General features: G+C 42.3%; 12 protein-coding genes, 1 tRNA gene and 1 pseudogene. 7 read left to right on the forward strand and 7 right to left on the reverse strand.

Features of this window, described 5'->3' with window-relative positions; genetic code table 11:
• Positions 1-891, reverse strand: a complete 891-nt coding sequence (gene era / locus GKS34_RS06575; protein ID WP_163384014.1) for a GTPase Era — start codon at positions 889-891, stop codon at positions 1-3.
• Positions 892-1,032: 141 nt separating this feature from the next.
• Here era and GKS34_RS06580 point away from each other — a divergent pair.
• Positions 1,033-1,105 (forward strand) — tRNA-Met (locus GKS34_RS06580).
• A gap of 234 nt (positions 1,106-1,339) precedes the next feature.
• Here GKS34_RS06580 and GKS34_RS06585 read toward each other — a convergent pair.
• On the reverse strand, positions 1,340-1,816 hold the full coding sequence (locus GKS34_RS06585; protein WP_163384015.1) for a c-type cytochrome: 477 nt from the start codon (positions 1,814-1,816) through the stop codon (positions 1,340-1,342).
• Positions 1,817-2,552: 736 nt separating this feature from the next.
• Between GKS34_RS06585 and GKS34_RS23675 the strand changes: the two are divergent.
• From GKS34_RS23675 to GKS34_RS06615, 5 genes and pseudogenes are all read left to right on the forward strand, one after another.
• Positions 2,553-3,244: pseudogene (locus tag GKS34_RS23675) on the forward strand (Ca2+-dependent phosphoinositide-specific phospholipase C).
• On the forward strand, positions 3,241-3,489 hold the full coding sequence (locus GKS34_RS06600) for a hypothetical protein (RefSeq protein WP_163384018.1): 249 nt from the start codon (positions 3,241-3,243) through the stop codon (positions 3,487-3,489). The pseudogene GKS34_RS23675 and the gene GKS34_RS06600 overlap by 4 nt, the downstream one beginning before the upstream one ends.
• 21 nt (positions 3,490-3,510) lie before the next feature.
• A complete protein-coding gene (locus GKS34_RS06605; RefSeq protein WP_240459214.1) occupies positions 3,511-5,352 on the forward strand; it encodes a metallophosphoesterase in 1,842 nt (613 codons plus the stop codon).
• Positions 5,353-5,875: 523 nt separating this feature from the next.
• On the forward strand, positions 5,876-7,135 hold the full coding sequence (locus GKS34_RS06610) for a hypothetical protein (RefSeq protein ID WP_163384019.1): 1,260 nt from the start codon (positions 5,876-5,878) through the stop codon (positions 7,133-7,135).
• 9 nt (positions 7,136-7,144) lie between these two features.
• Positions 7,145-8,599, forward strand: a complete 1,455-nt coding sequence (locus GKS34_RS06615) for a Dyp-type peroxidase (RefSeq protein WP_290227691.1) — start codon at positions 7,145-7,147, stop codon at positions 8,597-8,599.
• A 12-nt stretch (positions 8,600-8,611) separates the two neighbouring features.
• On the opposite strand, the gene GKS34_RS06620 is transcribed toward GKS34_RS06615, so the two are convergent.
• Positions 8,612-10,171 carry an SRPBCC family protein gene (locus GKS34_RS06620; protein WP_163384021.1) on the reverse strand — a complete coding sequence of 520 codons (1,560 nt, stop codon included), beginning with the start codon at positions 10,169-10,171 and terminating at the stop codon, positions 8,612-8,614.
• A gap of 234 nt (positions 10,172-10,405) precedes the next feature.
• On the opposite strand from GKS34_RS06620, the gene GKS34_RS06625 reads away from it, so the two are divergent.
• Positions 10,406-15,550: an adenylate/guanylate cyclase domain-containing protein gene (locus GKS34_RS06625; protein ID WP_163384022.1), complete on the forward strand. Its 5,145-nt coding sequence runs from the start codon at positions 10,406-10,408 to the stop codon at positions 15,548-15,550.
• A gap of 204 nt (positions 15,551-15,754) precedes the next feature.
• Here GKS34_RS06625 and GKS34_RS06630 read toward each other — a convergent pair whose 3' ends face one another.
• The 4 genes from GKS34_RS06630 to GKS34_RS06645 form a co-directional block, all read right to left on the reverse strand.
• Positions 15,755-16,345 (reverse strand): HD domain-containing protein, encoded by a 591-nt coding sequence (locus tag GKS34_RS06630; RefSeq protein WP_163384023.1) that lies wholly within the window; start codon positions 16,343-16,345, stop codon positions 15,755-15,757.
• A 1-nt stretch (position 16,346) separates the two neighbouring features.
• On the reverse strand, positions 16,347-17,234 hold the full coding sequence (locus tag GKS34_RS06635; RefSeq protein WP_163384024.1) for a YitT family protein: 888 nt from the start codon (positions 17,232-17,234) through the stop codon (positions 16,347-16,349).
• Positions 17,235-17,394: 160 nt separating this feature from the next.
• On the reverse strand, positions 17,395-17,568 hold the full coding sequence (locus tag GKS34_RS23725) for an adenylate/guanylate cyclase domain-containing protein (RefSeq protein WP_163384025.1): 174 nt from the start codon (positions 17,566-17,568) through the stop codon (positions 17,395-17,397).
• Positions 17,569-17,646: 78 nt separating this feature from the next.
• A complete protein-coding gene (locus GKS34_RS06645; protein WP_240459215.1) occupies positions 17,647-17,874 on the reverse strand; it encodes a response regulator in 228 nt (75 codons plus the stop codon).
• Between the last annotated feature and the right edge of the window lie 442 nt (positions 17,875-18,316).

The raw sequence follows: 18,316 nt of genomic DNA on the forward strand, positions 1-18,316 counted from the left end.
TTATTGGTCGTAACCAAATTTTCTAAGTTTGTTTTTATTTGTTCGCCAGTTTTCCTCTACCTTAACATAGGTTTCAAGAAAAACTTTCTTTCCAAAAAATTTCTCCATTTCTTCCCGGGCTTTTGTTCCCACCCTTTTCAGTGCTTTTCCCTTATCCCCGATGATGATTCCTTTCTGGCTCTCCCTCTCCACATAGATCAATGCCCGCATCCGGATGAGTTTATCCGTTTCATCAAATTCCTCCACCCGTACTTCCGTACTGTAGGGAATTTCCTTTTTGTATTGGGTGAAGATTTTTTCACGAATGATTTCAGAAGCAAAAAAACGTTCCGGACGATCACTTAGTTCTTCTTTGTCATAAAATGGCGGGTGTACCGGCATTCTATCCAGGATTTCCTGTAAGATTTTTTGCAAATTGAAATTCTCAAGGGCAGACACCGGGATGGTTTCCGCTGCCTTTATTCTTTCCTGCCAGTAAGCGGTTACTTCCTGCAGCTTCTCCTCTTTATTGAGGTCTATCTTATTGATTACCAATAATACCGGAACCCCGGAACCATTAATTTTCTGAATGATTTCCTCAATATCCGTATCGTCTTCAAACAAATCCGTCACGAACACAATCACGTCTGCATCTTCCAGGGAAAGGTTCACGAAGCTCATCATGCTTTTGTGCAATTCGTACTTGGGTTTCAGCATTCCGGGGGTATCCGAAAAGACGATCTGGTATTCGGGTTCGTTCATGATTCCCAAAATCCGGTGGCGGGTGGTCTGTGCTTTTGAGGAAATGATGGAGAGCTTTTCACCCAAGAGGGCATTCATCAAGGTAGACTTTCCCACGTTAGGTTTTCCTATGATATTGACAAAGCCTGCTTTATGGTTGCTTTCGGACATGGACTCAATTTTTTTTACAAAGGTACTTGATTTTTGAGAATATGTCCTTACCTTTGTATCACAATAACGGATAGGGCAACGAAAAACGTTTGTTTCCGTATAAAATACCGAAAAGCGATTACAAATATTTTAAAAATATATCGCGGGATGGAGCAGTTGGTAGCTCGTTGGGCTCATAACCCAAAGGTCACAGGTTCGAGTCCTGTTCCCGCTACACAAAACCCCTTATACAGTACGTATTTGGGGTTTTTTCTTTTTTAGGGGGCTGTTTGCTGCAGATGGATTCCTTTTTTTTTGTCTTTTTGTTGTGTTAAAAGTAAAGATTTAGCCTTCGTTTAGTTAGCCAGGTGTATAGGGCATTTACCAGGTAGCTCAGTTGAAATTCTCTCAGCCATACTTAAATTCTGTTTTTACCCATTCAACTTTTTTTCACTCCCAATGCTTCCCATCAATACAGATAAGGGTGGTAATCTGTTGCGGGTGCAGTCACCTTATACTCCGATTGAAGAAAAGCAACCAAATCAATCAGTTCCTGTACCGTCATGACCTCGTTGTAATTCTTCATCTTGGAAAGACCTTCTGCGGTGCTGGCATCTTCTTTGTATATCCACGCAATTTTATGGGAAGGGTTGATGACCGAAGTGACTAATTCTCCATAGGATTTTTGTGTGCTTACTTCACCGCCGAGCTGTATTCTAAGACCATCATTTTCTCCCTGCCACTCAATCCCTGAAATACTATGGCATGCATTACAAGCCAATCTCGTATAGGTCGCTTTTCCAAGTTCAATGTCACCCTCAGGTAGCGCAAAACCACGCTCCTGCGTGTTACAACTACTCACAAATAATCCCCCACATACTGCGATAAAGAGCAAAAAACTACTTGATGCAGTGCTTACGGTTTTCTTTTTCTTTATACGAAACATATACGATTGTTTTAATGAAAGATTTGATACATCCCAATGTCTAATAAAAATGAAGGTAGCGTCTAAGTAACAGAACAACAATGATTTAAATCAGACCTGTCGTTGATTTTACTCATTAAGTTACTTCGCAAATGGCAATCCACTACCTGCGGGAGAGGTCTTCACCAGTTTCTTGAAATATGGGGAGCGCATTTTTATTACCTCCTTCCTGAAATTGAACATAGGGCTTTTACCCATTTCCTAAATTGGTACTATTGAAAAAATGCTTTTTATACGGGAGGCATCGTTTGAAGTAGTAAATTAAAAGCATCCGGCTTTCCATCTCTGGACAAATCCAGCTTCACAATTACCGTTGCCCTTTCCAGCTCCGTTTCTGGATATCCGTCCATTTTTTAGGGCTGTCAGGATTTAATTACCGGGTGCCTTTGCCATTCAAAAGCGGCAAAACCGTACCCAGACAAGCGATGGGCTGGAAAGCGTGCAATCTACTTAAAGTCGTTGCCTTGTTTGCCTATCCAATTATTCATAATGTAATCGTAACAAAAAAGCGATCTTTCGCTTCAGGAAGTAACGCAAAAAAGTGGGGGCATTGCCAGCTAAACTCTATTCGATGATACTAGCTTCTTCGATCATCCTGACGGCTTTATCCCTTCTCTTTCCCCTACTTCTATCGGCCAAAGGTCTAAATCTAAATGAGATACAAGTCATCGGTAGTCATAATAGCTACAAAAGCGCCATGGCGCCGGAAATATTGGAATACCTCTCGGGTATCAACCCAGGTTCCTCTAAAAGTCTGGAATATGCGCATATTTCTCTGGAAGCCCAGTTGGACATGGGGTTGAGAAATCTGGAGTTGGATGTATTTCACGACCCCCTCGGCGGGAATTATGCCAATCCGAGGGGGTTGGAAATAATTAAGTCTAACGTAGGGAGTCTTCCTGGCTTTGATTCCGAAAAACCCCTATATAAACCCAGATTAAAACTTTTGCACGTGCAGGATTTAGATTTTAATCCCATTACTTGCTATTTGCGGATGCACTGCGGGCGCTGAATGCATGGTGTGAAGCGCACCCCGAACATTCACCTGTCTTCATTTTAATTAATGCGAAGAACAGCACCCTTCCCGGTACGCGGCCAACGTTGCCCTTTACTGCTACCGCGCTGGATAGCATCGATTTGGAAATCCGGACCCATTTGGGAATGAAAAAAAACATCACTCCGGATTTAGTCCGTGGTGAGTTCACCCATTTAGAAGCGGCCGTTTTGGCGGGGAACTGGCCGCTGTTGGAAGCGATGAAGGGAAATTTCCTGTTTGTTTTGGACGAGATCGAGGAGAAAATCGATCGTTACCTTAGGATCAAGCCTGTATTAAAAGTAGCCGTACTCTTTGTCAACAAAAAAGAAAAAATTCCCAGGGCGGTTTTTTGAATCATCAAGGGCCCGATCAAAAAAATACGTACATTCAGCAATTGGTCCGAAAAGGAGGGGTAATTAGTGCTTATGAGAATTGGAATATCCGCGAATCGCGAATGGATAAAAACCCCGATTTGAAGGCTACAGAGGAACGGAAGCTTTCTGCGGATTACTGTTGTCTACCCAGCTACCTCCGGTACAGCTATCCTGTAAGTTTCAAACACTGGGGCTTCAAAAGGGCAGCCCTCATTATTGTTTGAGATCCTTAATTATCAGCTAAATTGAAAAAGACATATTTCACCTTACTCCTATTGAGTACCCTATGGCAGCTGCCAAGCATCCACTCAGCCTCGTTTGCGCAATCCCAGGATATTGAATTTGCTTTTCTTTCCGACATCCATTTACAGGATGTCTATGCCGCATTGCATTCACCGGACTTCAAGGGGGTATTCAATCCCAAAACGGGCAAGTATGCAACCATCCGCAGCATGAAAAGCCAATTGAACTCCACACGGCTCTTCAATGAAAACTATTTTGCCTTTATCCAGGCCTTAGAGGACCTAAAGAGCAAAGGCATACAACTGATTGTCCTCCCAGGTGACTTTACCGATGATGGACAGCCTATGAATGTACTGGCCCTAAAGAAAATTTTAGAAATCTATTCACGTGAATACGGGATGCGGTTTTTTTTAACTACCGGAAACCATGATCCGGTAAAACCATTTGGAGGAATTGGAGGTAAGAAAGATTTTCTGGCAGCGGATGGGTCCGAACAAGCCATTGCAGGGGATGCTGATTTTTTTCCATCCGGAGAAGTGGCCGTTTCAAGTCAGATCAATTATTGGGGATATGAAGAAATAACCTATACACTTTCCGACTTTGGCTTTTTCCCATCTGAGCAAGATCTATTTTGGGCACATCCCTTTCAGGAATTGAATGTAGACGGATATGACTTTCACCAAGCGGTGGAAAATTCCCGCCTGGATCAGCGGCTGTACAGGACCCTAAATTCCGAAAGGCTATTGCCGGATGCCAGCTATGTGGTCGAACCGGTTGCCGGGATTTGGCTTTTGGCACTGGATGGCAATGTCTACACTCATTCCGGAGAAGATTGGAGCGGCTCTTCCGTGGGTTTTAATCAGGCAGTAAAAGTAAAGAAACACCAGCTGGACTGGATTAATAAAGTAGTCCTGGAGGCCGAAAAAAGGGGGAAAACCCTGATTTCCTTTAGCCACTATCCCTTGGTAGATTTCCACGATAGCGCGTCGGATGAGATGAAATCACTATTCGGAGAACAAAAATTTCAATTGCCTAGAGTGCCCTCCCGGGAGACCAGCAGTGAATATGCCAAAGCGGGCATACGCATCCATTTTGCCGGACACATGCACATCAACGATACCGGAATTTTTACAGATGCCGAAAGCGGAAAAACACTCGTCAATGTACAGGTTCCTTCCCTGGCCGCATTTCCTCCAGCGTTTAAAATCCTTACCATTCCGGAGCCGGAAACCTTAGAAATTTCGACGATTCAACTCCAAACTGTAGATCGAATGGATGAGTTTTTTGACCTGTATCGGATAGAGCAGCAATGGCTCCTTGAACATCAGGATCCCCAACGTTGGGATAGCACCATTTTGCATGCAAAAAACTATCGGGATTACACCCAAATGCACCTTATGGAACTTACCAGGTCGCGGTTTATCCCTACCGATTGGCCGGAAAACCTTGCATATGCCTTGCAATTGCTCAGCCAAAAGGAATTGGAACACTGGGCAGGTATGGATGCTGAAGAAGGAGGAATGTTTTTAATGGAAAAGCTGAACAATTCAAAGGACATAGAGCAAACTGATGGTCTTCAGGGAAAGCTTATTGAGGACTTCTATTTACTTAAAAATGGGGATGAGCTGGGAAAAAAACTAATTCCATCGGATAGGCGACATTTCTATGAAGCTCTTTTCTTAAAATTGCTCCAAAAGCCATTATCGGACAGTCAGGCCCTGGATACCCAATTGGTCCGGTTTTTCCGCATTTTCGAAAAACTTTATCATTCCCTGCCCTCCGACCACTTTTTAATCGATCTTCAGAAGGGTGAGGTCAAGCGGGTCGATAGGGTAGAAGACTAGTTCCGATAGTTTACTAAACCAATATTTTTTCTCAGATTGAAGCCGGCGTTTAACTTCCGGCTTTTTTTATCCGCTATTTTTTAACATCGCCTCCGGGAGAATTCCGTTTCATCGCTTGTCCGATAAAGCGTTCCCGGTTTTAACTACATCTTAACTGGGGCCCGAAATATTGGTCTCTTAAAGCAAGCGGTGGGGAAATCGATTCAGGTAAGGGTGCGGTCAGCCTAAAAAGAGGGGTACAACTGCTATTTGGCGACGATATCCCCGGCAAGATTCCTGGAACCGATGACTAATGAACCGGAAATGCATTGGAATTAGTTGCCTTTTTCATCCAAAATGACGGTAACCAGAGCCGGAATCTCAACTAAAAAACAAGGATCGAATATTAAGCCACAAAACAGACAATAACTTAGCAAAACAATCTGCAATCAATAAAATGATTTCTTATATTTAATAGCATAAAATCACCAAACTAAAATCATGTAGATTTTAGAATATTAGAATATAAGTTAACTTATTATTTATGGGCCAAAATTCAACCACTATCCTTGTCCCGGTAATCAAGAATAAGGCTCAGGATTTATTGGACCTTCTTGCAGAAATCAAGGACGATCTTGAACAGGGAAACCTTCCCCAGTTTGAGGAATTGAATATCATTCACTATGCCAGATGGGTGGTCATTGACCATGGTAAATCATGGATCGATGATCCAGATGAGCGTACACCCAAATTACTTTTTGTCATAGATTACGATGGGAGTGAGACTGATCTGCTCCAGCGATTAGGTACAGATGCTGCCAACCTCCTGGATAAGGTATACAGTTTATGCGAACATTTTCCCATCAGTGAAAAAAGAAATCCGGCGTCGCGGCTGACTTACCTGGCCAACCACACCATCAAAGACGCTGCAGTCTACATTGGCGCTCCGGGAAGAACGGTTCAGCAAATCAAAGAGGAACGAAACCTAAGGAATTTTATCAGAGCACACCTTGATTCAAAAACCTGGGACAATCTTTCCGCACAGGCAATCCATCAGGAAATCAAAAAAGAGGTGCTCTCAAAGGAAGCGTTTTTGTTTCTGAATGAGAAAACCAAAATGCCCGGAATCAATTGGTTGGGACTTGTTTTTCTTGGATTGGTACTTTTGGTTTTGCTGCCATTGATCCTTGTGTGGGTTTTGTTTATTCATTTCTTCTATGAAAGAAAAGACGAAAATTTTACGCGGAAAAGGAGTCAACTGGACGACGAGTTTATGACGGAGTTGGAAAAATACGAAGATTTCAAAAACCAGAACCAATTCACTCAGCTCGTGGACATGAAGGAGGGCAATGCACGTCTGATAACTATTAGAGGCATGTTTTTATTGTCCAGAAGTTTGATCAGGTTTGTCTTTGTTCAAGGAAAGCTGATGGGGATACCTACGATACACTTTGCCAAATGGGTGTTGTTTGATAACAATAAAAGGGTGCTGTTTTTTAGTAATTTTGATGGCAGTTGGCAACAATACCTGGGAGACTTTATCGATAATAGCGGATGGGGATTGACGGGAATTTTCTCAAATACAAAGGTGTTTCCAAAAACCAACTTCCTGATGACCGGTGGTGCTTATGACGAGGAGCGTTTTCTCGCCTGGAGCAGAAATTCAGAGCTTGTCACCAATGTCTGGTACGCTTCCTATCCCGATCTATCCATCAAAAATGTAAACAACAACACAAAAATCCGCATTCAGCTGATGAAAGCCCTATCAGAACGCCAGGCTGCCAAATTTCTCAAACTCATTTAGAAAATCCTTATGCTCTCTTTAGAACTCGACGATATTCAAGGCTATTTAATTCGCGGCTACGCGCACATGATGTATTCACGTTTTGTGTATTTACAGATAAGCGACGCAAAGGCAGCAAAAAAATGGCTTGGTAAATCTTGGAAAACAATGACCACCGCAGCGTATATTCCGAAGAAATCAGAAATCTCCGGCACCCATTTGAATATCGCATTCACATACGATGGTTTAAAGAAGCTTGGCTTGAAACCCGCCACGCTGGGAACATTTTCCCGTGAGTTCAGACAGGGGATGGTTTCGCCGCATAGAACCAGGCTACTCGGTGATTTCGAAAATAGCGCCCCTGAAAAATGGAAATGGGGAGGTCCCGGCAATACGCCGATACACCTTTGCCTGATGGTCTTTGGGAATGACAAAGAAAGCACTGATGATATCAAAAAAGATAAAATTGTCTGCGTCAACTATTACGAAGAACTGAGGGCCCAATTTGCTGAAAATGGACTGGAAGAGGTACTTTATATCGATGGGCAAACCCAACCTGAAAACAAAGAACATTTTGGATTTAGGGATGGGATTTCCCAGCCTATTATAGAGGGTTCAGGCAGAATTGGGTCTAAGGATGATGTCATCAAGGCGGGGGAATTTATTTTTGGTTACAAAAATGGTTTTGGTGTGTATCCGGATACTCCGTTGATAAAAGCGGAACAGGGAAATCTAAATCTTCTTCCACCCGATGCCGAAGGAAGCGGGCTCAAAGATATTGGTCGAAATGGAACATTTATGGTAATGCGGCAACTGGAGCAGCATGTGAACACGTTTTGGTCTTATATTAATGATCAAACAAAAAATGAAGACGGCAGCATCAATGAAGCTGAAAGCCTCAAACTTGCCGCAAAAATAATGGGCAGGTGGCAAAGCGGTGCACCAATTACCTTGTTCCCGGACAAAGATCCCGGAATCATGAGTGATATAAATGGTTTTGGCTACTCAAAGTTCGACAAAGACGGCCTAAAATGCCCATTTGGATCTCACCTTAGAAGGAACAATCCAAGAGACAGTGTCGATGACCATGGGGTAAAGGAATCGCTAAAGCTCAGCAATCAGCACCGGATCATGCGGCGCGCCCGCCTCTATGGGGAAATCTTTGAGGGATCACCAACTAACAATACCCCGAAAGGAGAGGTAGGATTGCTATTTTGCTGCTTCAATGCCGACATCAGCCGACAATTTGAATTTCTCCAATATACTTGGTCCAACCTGCCAAAAACTAAAGAACTCTATAACGATCCAGATCCCATCATCGGTGTTTCAGAAAAACCATCCGCCGCCGAGCAACAGAATTTTACCGTGCAGGACTTGCCCGTAAGCCGAACAATTAAAGACTTGCCAAGGGTTATTACCGTCAAAGGGGGCGGATATTTCTTCTTTCCTTCGATCAGTGTGTTGCGGTTTTTGTCCACAATTTAAGAAAAAGGAATATTAGTCTTCCAAATAGGCTTTGGCATTATTTAATCCATTTTGAAGGTATTTTTTCAAAAACAGGGGCACGAAAAGCATCAGAAATAGCTTTGCAAAAATATTCCTGTAGGTAAACGTATACACCCACCGCAACCTGGTTTTATCATCTACGGTGTCAATCCACATTTGTCCGTAAGTTTTACGGGTGAGGTGCCTAAAGACATCGCTGAAATCCGTCGTCTGATACGCATAGTGGGAATAATGATGGACAGAAATCAGTTCCTCCACCAAGGTGGCGCCGTCACCTCTTTTCACCAACCGGTTGTCCCCTACCTTTTCCCAGTTGCCTCTCAAGGTCGTCACATTGATGATGCCATAGATTGGTCCGGCTTTCAGCAACCAATTTGGCAATTCTTTGACACTGGACACGTATTCGTAGGCCTTTTTTTTGCTACAGTTTATAAGAACTTCAGCTGTAGTCTGAAGAATTTTTTTGGAAGGCACCTGTTGATCCTTTGTTTTCCTGCTGCTAATATTGAGGATACCCTGGAGAAAATCATCGGATGGTTTGGGTTCAAAAACCGGTATTTTGTTTTTCTCATGCCTGAATGCAGACATGGTGTCGTATACCCGTTTACGGACCCTGTTAAAGCTTCCCAACGGGCGGTGTTCGAGAAGGGAATGCCAGGGATTGAAGGACAGGTTTTCGCCAAACTCCATTTGGGCATTGGAATCAAAAACCTGAGGATAGATGATCAAGGTGGCCACCTTAATAAACTGAGAAGTCCAGGGGATGCTTGGGTCTTCGATGGGCATGATGTCCGCATCGGTCTGAAATTGTATGTAAAAGTCAAACTTGGCTTCGTTGTCGTTAAGCGTTTGGGCAAGGTTGTGCCTGAGAAAATTATAGTCTGTTGTATTCTCAATAACAATATTGTTGTCCGGCGAAGGGCTTAGGAGGTATTTGACCGCCTTTTCAATCGTTCCAAACTGATAGGGTTGCGTGCTCCAATAAGGGATATTGAGTGGATTGTCACAACTTACCAGACTTTTTCTGATTCGCATTAGCGTAGGTAAATGCAACGGATTTAGGAAATAAAACAGCCGTTTCAACTTACTGGCCGCAGTCAGTGCCGACAACAATTTACTTAACTCTTTGATGGATTTGGCAAAAAAAGTCTCGCTGCTCATCAGCAAAAAATCCTGCGACTCCAAAAATTGTCCGTCATGCAGAATTTTCTCCCCGTGAACCCCAAGAAGTTTAATGGCGACTCCACGGATATCTTTTTTCTTATCTTTTTGAGGTTTTGTATTTCCGTTTGAAAAACGCACCCAGGCCTGGTAAGTTCGTCCTTCTTTGAATACACCGACTTTTAGTTCTTTTGGCAACTCCTTTTCTACAGTAAAGGTAGCCTTGACACAACCATGCATTTTGGTATGCACCTGACGGAGCATTTTTTTATCCTTGTACATCCTGGTCACCTGCGCCTCAAACTCATCTACCATTTTGGCTGCGATACTATCTTCGTCGGCATCAACATATTCATGGCCAATTTCTTTCTTGGTTATGGGTGCTGACATAAATTCGGGCGTTTCGGTGATTTGAAAGATTATTGAGGAGATGGCATCAGAAGGAATAAAAATAGGCTAAAGTTTCTTCAAAACAAAATAATAATATGCATTTCAAATAGGTGGAAATGTATTATATTTAAGATGTCACGATTTAAGAAATCACCGTTAAATCGACTAATTTAAGCGTTATACAAGACAGTTTTAATTTCAAACAGCTTAAATGACACGAAAAATTATGTTGTGATGAAAGAGAACGTTTTGTACTTGAGTAAAATACATTCAATTCTCAAGTCAACATCTGCAGTTGATCAAAACCATGTAATAAAAAGGGCTGCTCTTTCCCCCCTTCCTCAGAGTGCTTTATTAAAAACGTTGAACGAAGCCTCCTTTGCCGGAGAATCAATTGACGGGTTTCGAAAAGTATTGTCCAGTGAAAATAACAACACGGAAATTAACCTGAAGCTTCAATTTATTGAAGGGAGCAGTCTGAGCGAGCAAAACCCAACCAAATTGCCCGTTGCTGAGAAAATTACACGATGTATCTCCATTACAAAAAGACTTGCTGAAGTCCACCTCCAGCAGATAGTCCACCTCAACCTCAACCCAGATCATATTCTCATCGAGGAAGCCACCGGCGATGTGTATTTTATCAGTCTCGGGTTGGCCACCCGGATACAAAAAAAAATAACTGAACAAAACAGGCTGATTTTTTCAGAGGCAAACCTTGATTTTATAGCACCGGAACAAACCGGAAGAATAAATACTGACATCGGATATCACACCGACATTTATTCGTTGGGTGTGGTTTTCTATTGGGTATTTACCGGTATTTTCCCATTTGAACACAAGGAAGGATCTTCCAAAATACATGCTCATATCGCAATATCCCCCAAGAGTCCAGACGAAATTTCTGACTGTCCCAACCCAATATCCAGGCTGATTATGAAGATGCTCGATAAGGACATCCAAAACAGGTACCATTCAGCTGCGGGGGTTTTGTTTGATTTAAACCTAATCGCAAATGCTCTCCGGCAGAATGGGGATACGGAGCACATCGAGTTGGGCACAAATGATTTCTCTGGGGTGTTGAGATTATCTACCCGGTTGTACGGGCGGGATTCACAAATCGCAAAATTAAAAGAGGCCCTGCAGCGGGTTTTGGAATTTCAAAAGACGTTCCTGCTTGTTTTTGGCAACTCTGGCGTCGGCAAATCAGTATTGGTAGAGCAACTTTACCGCCCGGTCGTCCAGGCAGGCGGATTTTTCATCTCAGGTAAGTTTGATCAACTAAAAACAGATGTCCCCTATTTTGCATTTTCGCAGATTTTTGGCAACCTGGTGTACCAATTATTGTTACTAAACGAAAAAGACCTTGCTCATTGGAAGGTTGAATTCCACCGCGCTCTTCATCCTATTGGCCGCGTTTTATACGACATTATACCCGGTCTTGACAAATTACTTGAAGATCAACCCGAATTGCCGCAGCTGAACGGAGTGGAGGCCCAATTGAGGTTCAATTATGCCCTCAGTAAGTTCTTTCAAGCGCTGTCTGATTCGGGCAAACCATTGGTGATTTTTATTGATGACCTCCAATGGAGCGACGCATCGTCTTTCAACTTACTGCGAAATATCCTGATTAATAAGGACCTAAAGAATATTCTTATTATTGGAGCGTACAGAGATAACGAGATCACCACTGGCCATTTGTTCCTCCAGTTTAAAATGGAGATTGAAGAATTAGGCATATATCCGGAAGAAATTTACGTAGAAAACCTTCGCTATCCAGATATATATAGATTGGTCTCTGATGCGCTAGGAAAATCCAAGCGCCCATTGGACGAATTGGTTAAAATTATCGAAAAGAAATCAGGAGGCAATGCCCTATTTGTCAACCAGTTTTTGAAAGCTATTTATACCAATGCCATGCTGGTTTTTGAAAATGCGCTATCCAGTTGGACCTGGGATACAGAAAAGATAATGGGCTACAATGTAGAGGGTGATATTGTGAATCTATTCCTCCAAACCATTAATAAACTTCCCGCCGAGACCATCGCATTGCTCAAACTCGCCTCCTGCATAGGAAATAAGTTTGGTTTGACGGAGCTCTCCGTTATCACAAAAAAAGAAAAAAAGAAGCTCTATCCAGTATTAAAACCTGCAATTGATCTGGATCTAATCATTGAAGGTGGGAATGGCTACATCTATTTCGTCCATGACCGGGTACAACAGGCCATTTATTCACTCAATGCCGATAAGGAGAAAAGCGAATTCCATCTGAAAATCGGAAGGCTATTGCTCGAAAATTCGCCTGACAAAAACATTAGGGAATTTATTTTTGATATCGTCAATCAATTTAATTTTTCAAAGGAACTTGTCACGGATCCAAAAGAGTCCCGTAAACTGTGTCAACTGAATATCCTTGCAGGCCAAAGGTCTCAAAATGCCACCGCTTATGGGCTGGCCCTTCAATATTTTGAAAACGCACTACAGTTTTTGGAGCGTGATTCCTGGTCAAAAGAGCCGGATTTTACGTTTAAGGTTCATTTTCTTGGAGCTGTTGCGGCCTATCAGTGTAATAAACAGACACGCTTCAATGAACTCACCAAGCTATTGGATACCCATGTGGTGAGGACCCTTGACAAACTCAAACTGGCAGATCTCAAAATCCAAAATGCCAATGTCAAGAACGACCAAAATAAAGTGATTGAAATCGGTCTGGAAGCACTGCGTTTTACCGATATCCATTTGAAGCGCCATCCGTCTCAGATGGATGTACTTTTGGGGTATCTCAAAATAAGCGGAAGACTGGCTTTTTATGATGATAAAAAAATAGAAAACCTGCCGAAAATAGCTAACCCTGAACTAATTCTAAGCATGTCAATCATGCACCATATGTCATTGGCAGCTTATTTCATTGAGCCAAATATGGTTCCACTGATTATGTTTAAGTTAATCAGATTGACCTTGAAATTCGGCTTAGGACCTAAATCACCCTTTGCATTTGTGGTCTTCGGATATATCAATATCGCCTTTATGGGCAAGATGGAAAAAGGGCTTAAAATGGGCCAATTGGGTAATAAATTGGGTGATATTCTAAACAATGAGGAGCAGCTGGTTTCGCTCAAGCAAGTGTATGTCATGTTTATTTCGCATTGGCTGATGCACCTGTCACAAACCATACCCGATCTGGAGTCAGCATTGAAAAAAGGCCTTGAAACGGGCGAATTCGAATTTACTTCGATCATCGGTCAGCTGATTATCTACTGGAACCTGTATGGTGGCGAGCCAATTGAGAAGGTGTTAAAAAGGGGCGAAGCACTGAGCATGCAGGTCGCTCCACTCAATCAGATCATGCAAATCAGACGGATCGAACTGTTTAGGCAATCCGTCGTTGGCCTTGTGGAAGGCGTAGAGAATTTTGACCTGTTGCAAGGTGAGATCTTTGACGAAACAAAGGTGGATTTCCCCGATGAACCGGCATTTGGCCTGTATTTTCACAACCTGTATGCCCAGAAAAAATTACTTGCGATCGTATTCAATCAGCCGGAGACGGCCTGGAAATTTTGCTTACGCGAAAAGGAATACCTGATACCTGTAAAAGGCTCGGTGACGGAGATGCTTTTTTATTTTTATGAGAATCTATGCATTACCCCGATTTTTGCCTCGCGATCGAAGGAAGAACAGAGGCAATTGCTTAAAGTTTGCAGAAAAAACCTCCGATTGATTAAAGAATTGTTGCCGTATTCGGAAGTTAATTTCAGCCATAGGTACGAACTAATGAATGCCGAATACCATTCCCTAATGAATGACTTCGATAAGGCCATAAAGGCATATACCTACGCAATAAGGCATGCACGGCTTCACAAATACATTCAGGATGAAGCCATCACCTGGGAACGTGCAGCTGTCTTTTTTAAGTCCCAAAACCAACCTGAAGCGGCGCAGTTTTACATTACCAATGCTTACAAGGCTTATTCCAAGTGGGGTGCAAAAGCCAAATTGCTCCAATTGAAAAAACAATATGCCGCATTGATATCCGCTGAAGAAATCCGGGAGAACTCGAACAATCTTGACTTGGATACGATTTTGAAGACGATCAACCTAATCTCCGGTGAGATTAAATTGGAAAGGATTCTTATGGGTTTAATGAATCTGGTCATTGAAAACGCAGGTGCGGAAAGGGCATTTTTGGTAACTTCTGAAAATGGAAGCAAAGTCGTCAAGGCATCGGTAGATATTTCCGGTAATGAGATCAACGTGATGCAGGATATCCCTTACGACCAGTTTAAGGATATCAGCCATTCGGTAATCAATTATGTGGTAAGAACCGGTGAAACACTTGTGTTGGAAGACGCAAGCAGTAAATTACCTTTCTCCAACGACGAATATATATTGGAAAATGGAATCAAATCCGTCGTCTGTCTGCCCTTGAAACATGCTGCCGTTGAATTTGCCTACCTGTACCTGGAAAACAGATTTTTAACCGGAGCATTCTCCCGGGAACGAATAGAGATACTTCAAGTGATGGCAACACAAACAGCGATTGCGCTTCAGAATGCCATGCTTTTGGAAAAAACCACACACCTGAATGCAGAGCTTGTTCAAGAGGTAGAAGTACGGAAATCTGTTGAAGAAAACCTCAGGATCAATGAGAAACGGTTAGAGGAATACAACGCCAATCTAGAATTCAAGGTGAATGAGCGCACCTTAGACCTTCAGATAGAAAAAGAAAAATCAGACGAACTCTTGTTGAATATCTTACCCGTAGATATCGCAAAAGAGCTCAAGGAAAATGGAGCTGCGCAAGCCAAAAAATTTGAAAGCGTAAGTGTTTTATTCACTGACTTCAAGGGCTTTTCCCTAATTGCCGAAAAGATGGACGCCGCTGAACTCGTTTCAGAGATCGATTATTGCTTCAAGGAATTTGACCGGATTATCCAACGGCACGGCATAGAAAAAATAAAAACGATCGGAGATGCTTACATGGCGGTCGGCGGTCTTCCCGTCAAAAATCAGACACATGCCTCCGATGTCTTAACCGCGGCCCTGGAGATTAGGGACTTCATCGAGAAACACAAACAGAAAAATATCCAGCTTGGCAAACAGATTTTTGAGGTGCGTATCGGTATCCATACCGGTAATGTGGTAGCGGGTATCGTAGGTCTTAGAAAGTTTGCCTACGACATTTGGGGAGATACAGTAAACGTTGCCGCCCGGATGGAAAGCAGTAGCGAACCGGGAAAGATCAATATTTCTGGTACTACCTATGCGCTTGTCAAAGACAAATTTACATGCATCCATCGGGGAAAGATTCTTGCCAAAAATAAAGGCCAGGTAGACATGTATTTTGTCGAAGGAGTAAAAAATCCCAGCGACTCATTAAAGTGAATCCAGCGGTAGAACAAATCAACTTGCAACTTTAGCAGGATTAGCCAGTCTTTCGGAATACTCCTTTTATAAAACATTGGATTTAGCAGCTTAAAGGCTGACCCAAACAGATGTGGCAACAGTACTGCTCTCTCCGCATTAAAATGATTCCGAATAAGGGGGGCAGCAATCACTGAATTGATGGGGCAACTGATGCTCCTAGGACTAACTGTTTTCGAGCAGTTCGTCCTTAAGTTTTGCGAGATGTTCCAGTTTCTTCGGTTGCCGGAATTGTTTACAATAGACGGTATGGTATTGATGGGATTCCAGGAACCGTATTTGTGTTTTGACCCACTCGGTGCGTGTCAGTCCAGCATTAAAATGCCTCAGTTCATCAAACAATCGTTGAGATCCGATATCAAACAAATCCGTCCCGAGATATTCCAGGTCCGCATCTGCGACAATTTTACCCAAAAGGTCTTGAGGTTTTTGGGGAATTTTAGTGGCCATAATCATTTGGCATATTTGCTGGGTTTGTTCTTCACTAAAATCGTAGGTAGTTAGGTCGGCTTTTACAATTTCACAGCTTTCCTGCTCATGCTCAATCATTCCTTTCAAAAATCCACTGTCGTGATATAGTGCGGCCACCTTCACTAAGTCCAATTGATCTGCGTCTATTCTTTCCTCCTGAGAAATGAGAACCGCTTTGTCCAAAACATACCTGGTATGTGAAGCATTGTGATATGTGAGGTATTCAGGAAGTTGTTTCTTAAATCTACACATCAGGTTGTCAAAAAGTACATTAAATCTCTCCATATTATCCGTGTCCACTTTTTTTCTTGATTAATCCTCCTTTTACTTCCTTAATACTCTGCACATATAAAAAAGCTTTGGGGTCAATTTCACTTATTGCCTCTTTGAGGCGGTGAATTTCCAGCCTGGTGACCACTGTCATAATGATATCCACATCATGCACATCGTCGATTGTTCCAGGCAAATATCCCCTTTCACCTTTGTAAACCGTAACGGCTTTTCCGAAATCCTCCACAATAAGCTCCTTAACCTTTGGATAGTTGGCAGAAATAATCGTCAAAGCAGTATATTCTTCAAATCCATTTACCACGTAGTCGGAGGTTTTCATGGCGGTATAATAAACCAAAATCGAATACATCCCTGTTTCAATTCCAAATTTAAACGCCGCCCCAATAATGATAAGGCTGTTTAGAGCCAGAATTATTTCCCCCGACGTCAGACTCGATTTTTTTTGGGTATAGTACCCGATGACTTCCAGCCCATCAATCACACCACCTCCACGGATCACAAACCCAATCCCCAATCCGATAAAAAAGCCTCCAAAAACAGCAATCAGCACCTTATCGGTAGTAAAGGCGGGGATTTCAATAAAATACATCCCAGCTGCCAACAGTAAAATGGCAATTAATGCTTGCAGACTAAATGTCTTTCCGATTTTCCGATACCCCACAATAAGAAATGGGATGTTAAAAACGATGAGCAATATACTGATAGGGATGTTTGCAAAACCTGTAACCAAAATGGAAATTCCAGTAACGCCCCCATCCAAAAAATTATTGGGAACCATAAATCCCTGAAGTCCAATGACCGCAAAGAACACCCCCAGCACCATAAATGAAATCGACCTAAAAGAAAAAATGGATTTCCATTTGATACTGTCTGTTTTACTCATATTTTCTATTATTCAACTTAAACCTCCAAAATACTTAAAATAATAATGTCAAAAAAATTTACCCTGGCCGAAAGCCCACTAATTATAGCATTCTAAAAAATACCTGGTTAAAGAGATAGATTAACATCAGACATTGATAAGTAGGAGAATCAGCAAGGGCCTACCCAAGAACTTCATAGACAGTTAGTGGCTTTTGTTTATTCTTCACCATGATATCGAAATAGTCGTTCAACATGCTAACAACCTGATCTGCAGGTTGTGTTTCGCTGATAGCCGTAAAACCACATATATCAATAAATGCAACCGACCCCTCTACCGTCTCGTTTTGAAGCAAAGCTTGCTCAAACTCTATACCTCACATAAAATTCAGGACTGTTTCGTCCACATACAAGCGAAGAATATTATTCTCTTGTTATGCTTGTAAAGTTTGCCTCAATTGCAAGACATGGGAGAGGGTCTTAACAATGGTAATTTCCAGGTCTTTAAAATCAATGGGTTTGGTAAAAAACTCCTTTACCCCGGATTCTATGGCTCTTTGGTGGTTTTCCACATCCCCATAGGCAGAGAATATACTTACGGTTATTTGGGGGTATTTCTGCTTGATTTTTTCCAAAAGAAGCAAGCCAGTGATCCCCGACATATAGATATCGGAAAAAAAACATATACCACTTTTGGCGGATGGGATGCATCCAAAAGGTCCAATGCCTCATAACCGGAAAAGGCAAATACCAGCTCCCACGCGTACTCTTCTCATCACCACCGTTTGTATCTTTATATTGATACTTCCTTCCAGCCTTTCCGCGCAACCCACCTGGCAAACCCCATCCAAAAACAGGGGCGGCTGGGCTCCCCACTGGTGGAAACCTGAGCTCCTATCTTACGGCTCTTTTCCAAGATCGGAAAATAATTCTGCTAATTACTTATCAGTTTTTTGTTTGAGCTGGAGGCAATGGACTTTTTTTACTTTTTTAAATATACCGGCCTTAATTGCTTTAATTGAACCTTAAAAACCACCCCGGCTGCCCTTACATCTTATAGTTACTGCGGTGCATAATCTCAAAAGAAAGCCTGCAGTAGATGTA

The sequence above is a fragment of the Cyclobacterium jeungdonense genome, assembly GCF_010994275.1.
Taxonomy (GTDB): domain Bacteria; phylum Bacteroidota; class Bacteroidia; order Cytophagales; family Cyclobacteriaceae; genus Cyclobacterium; species Cyclobacterium jeungdonense.

Coding starts and splice junctions, on each gene's coding strand:
- era (WP_163384014.1), bottom strand. CDS start 891: ATGTCCGAAAGCAACCATAAAGCAGGCTTTGTCAATATCATAGGAAAA.
- GKS34_RS06645 (WP_240459215.1), bottom strand. CDS start 17,874: ATGTCGGGGATCACTGGCTTGCTTCTTTTGGAAAAAATCAAGCAGAAA.
- GKS34_RS06635 (WP_163384024.1), bottom strand. CDS start 17,234: ATGAGTAAAACAGACAGTATCAAATGGAAATCCATTTTTTCTTTTAGG.
- GKS34_RS06620 (WP_163384021.1), bottom strand. CDS start 10,171: ATGTCAGCACCCATAACCAAGAAAGAAATTGGCCATGAATATGTTGAT.
- GKS34_RS06625 (WP_163384022.1), top strand. CDS start 10,406: ATGAAAGAGAACGTTTTGTACTTGAGTAAAATACATTCAATTCTCAAG.
- GKS34_RS06615 (WP_290227691.1), top strand. CDS start 7,145: ATGCTCTCTTTAGAACTCGACGATATTCAAGGCTATTTAATTCGCGGC.
- GKS34_RS06610 (WP_163384019.1), top strand. CDS start 5,876: ATGGGCCAAAATTCAACCACTATCCTTGTCCCGGTAATCAAGAATAAG.
- GKS34_RS06630 (WP_163384023.1), bottom strand. CDS start 16,345: ATGGAGAGATTTAATGTACTTTTTGACAACCTGATGTGTAGATTTAAG.
- GKS34_RS06585 (WP_163384015.1), bottom strand. CDS start 1,816: ATGTTTCGTATAAAGAAAAAGAAAACCGTAAGCACTGCATCAAGTAGT.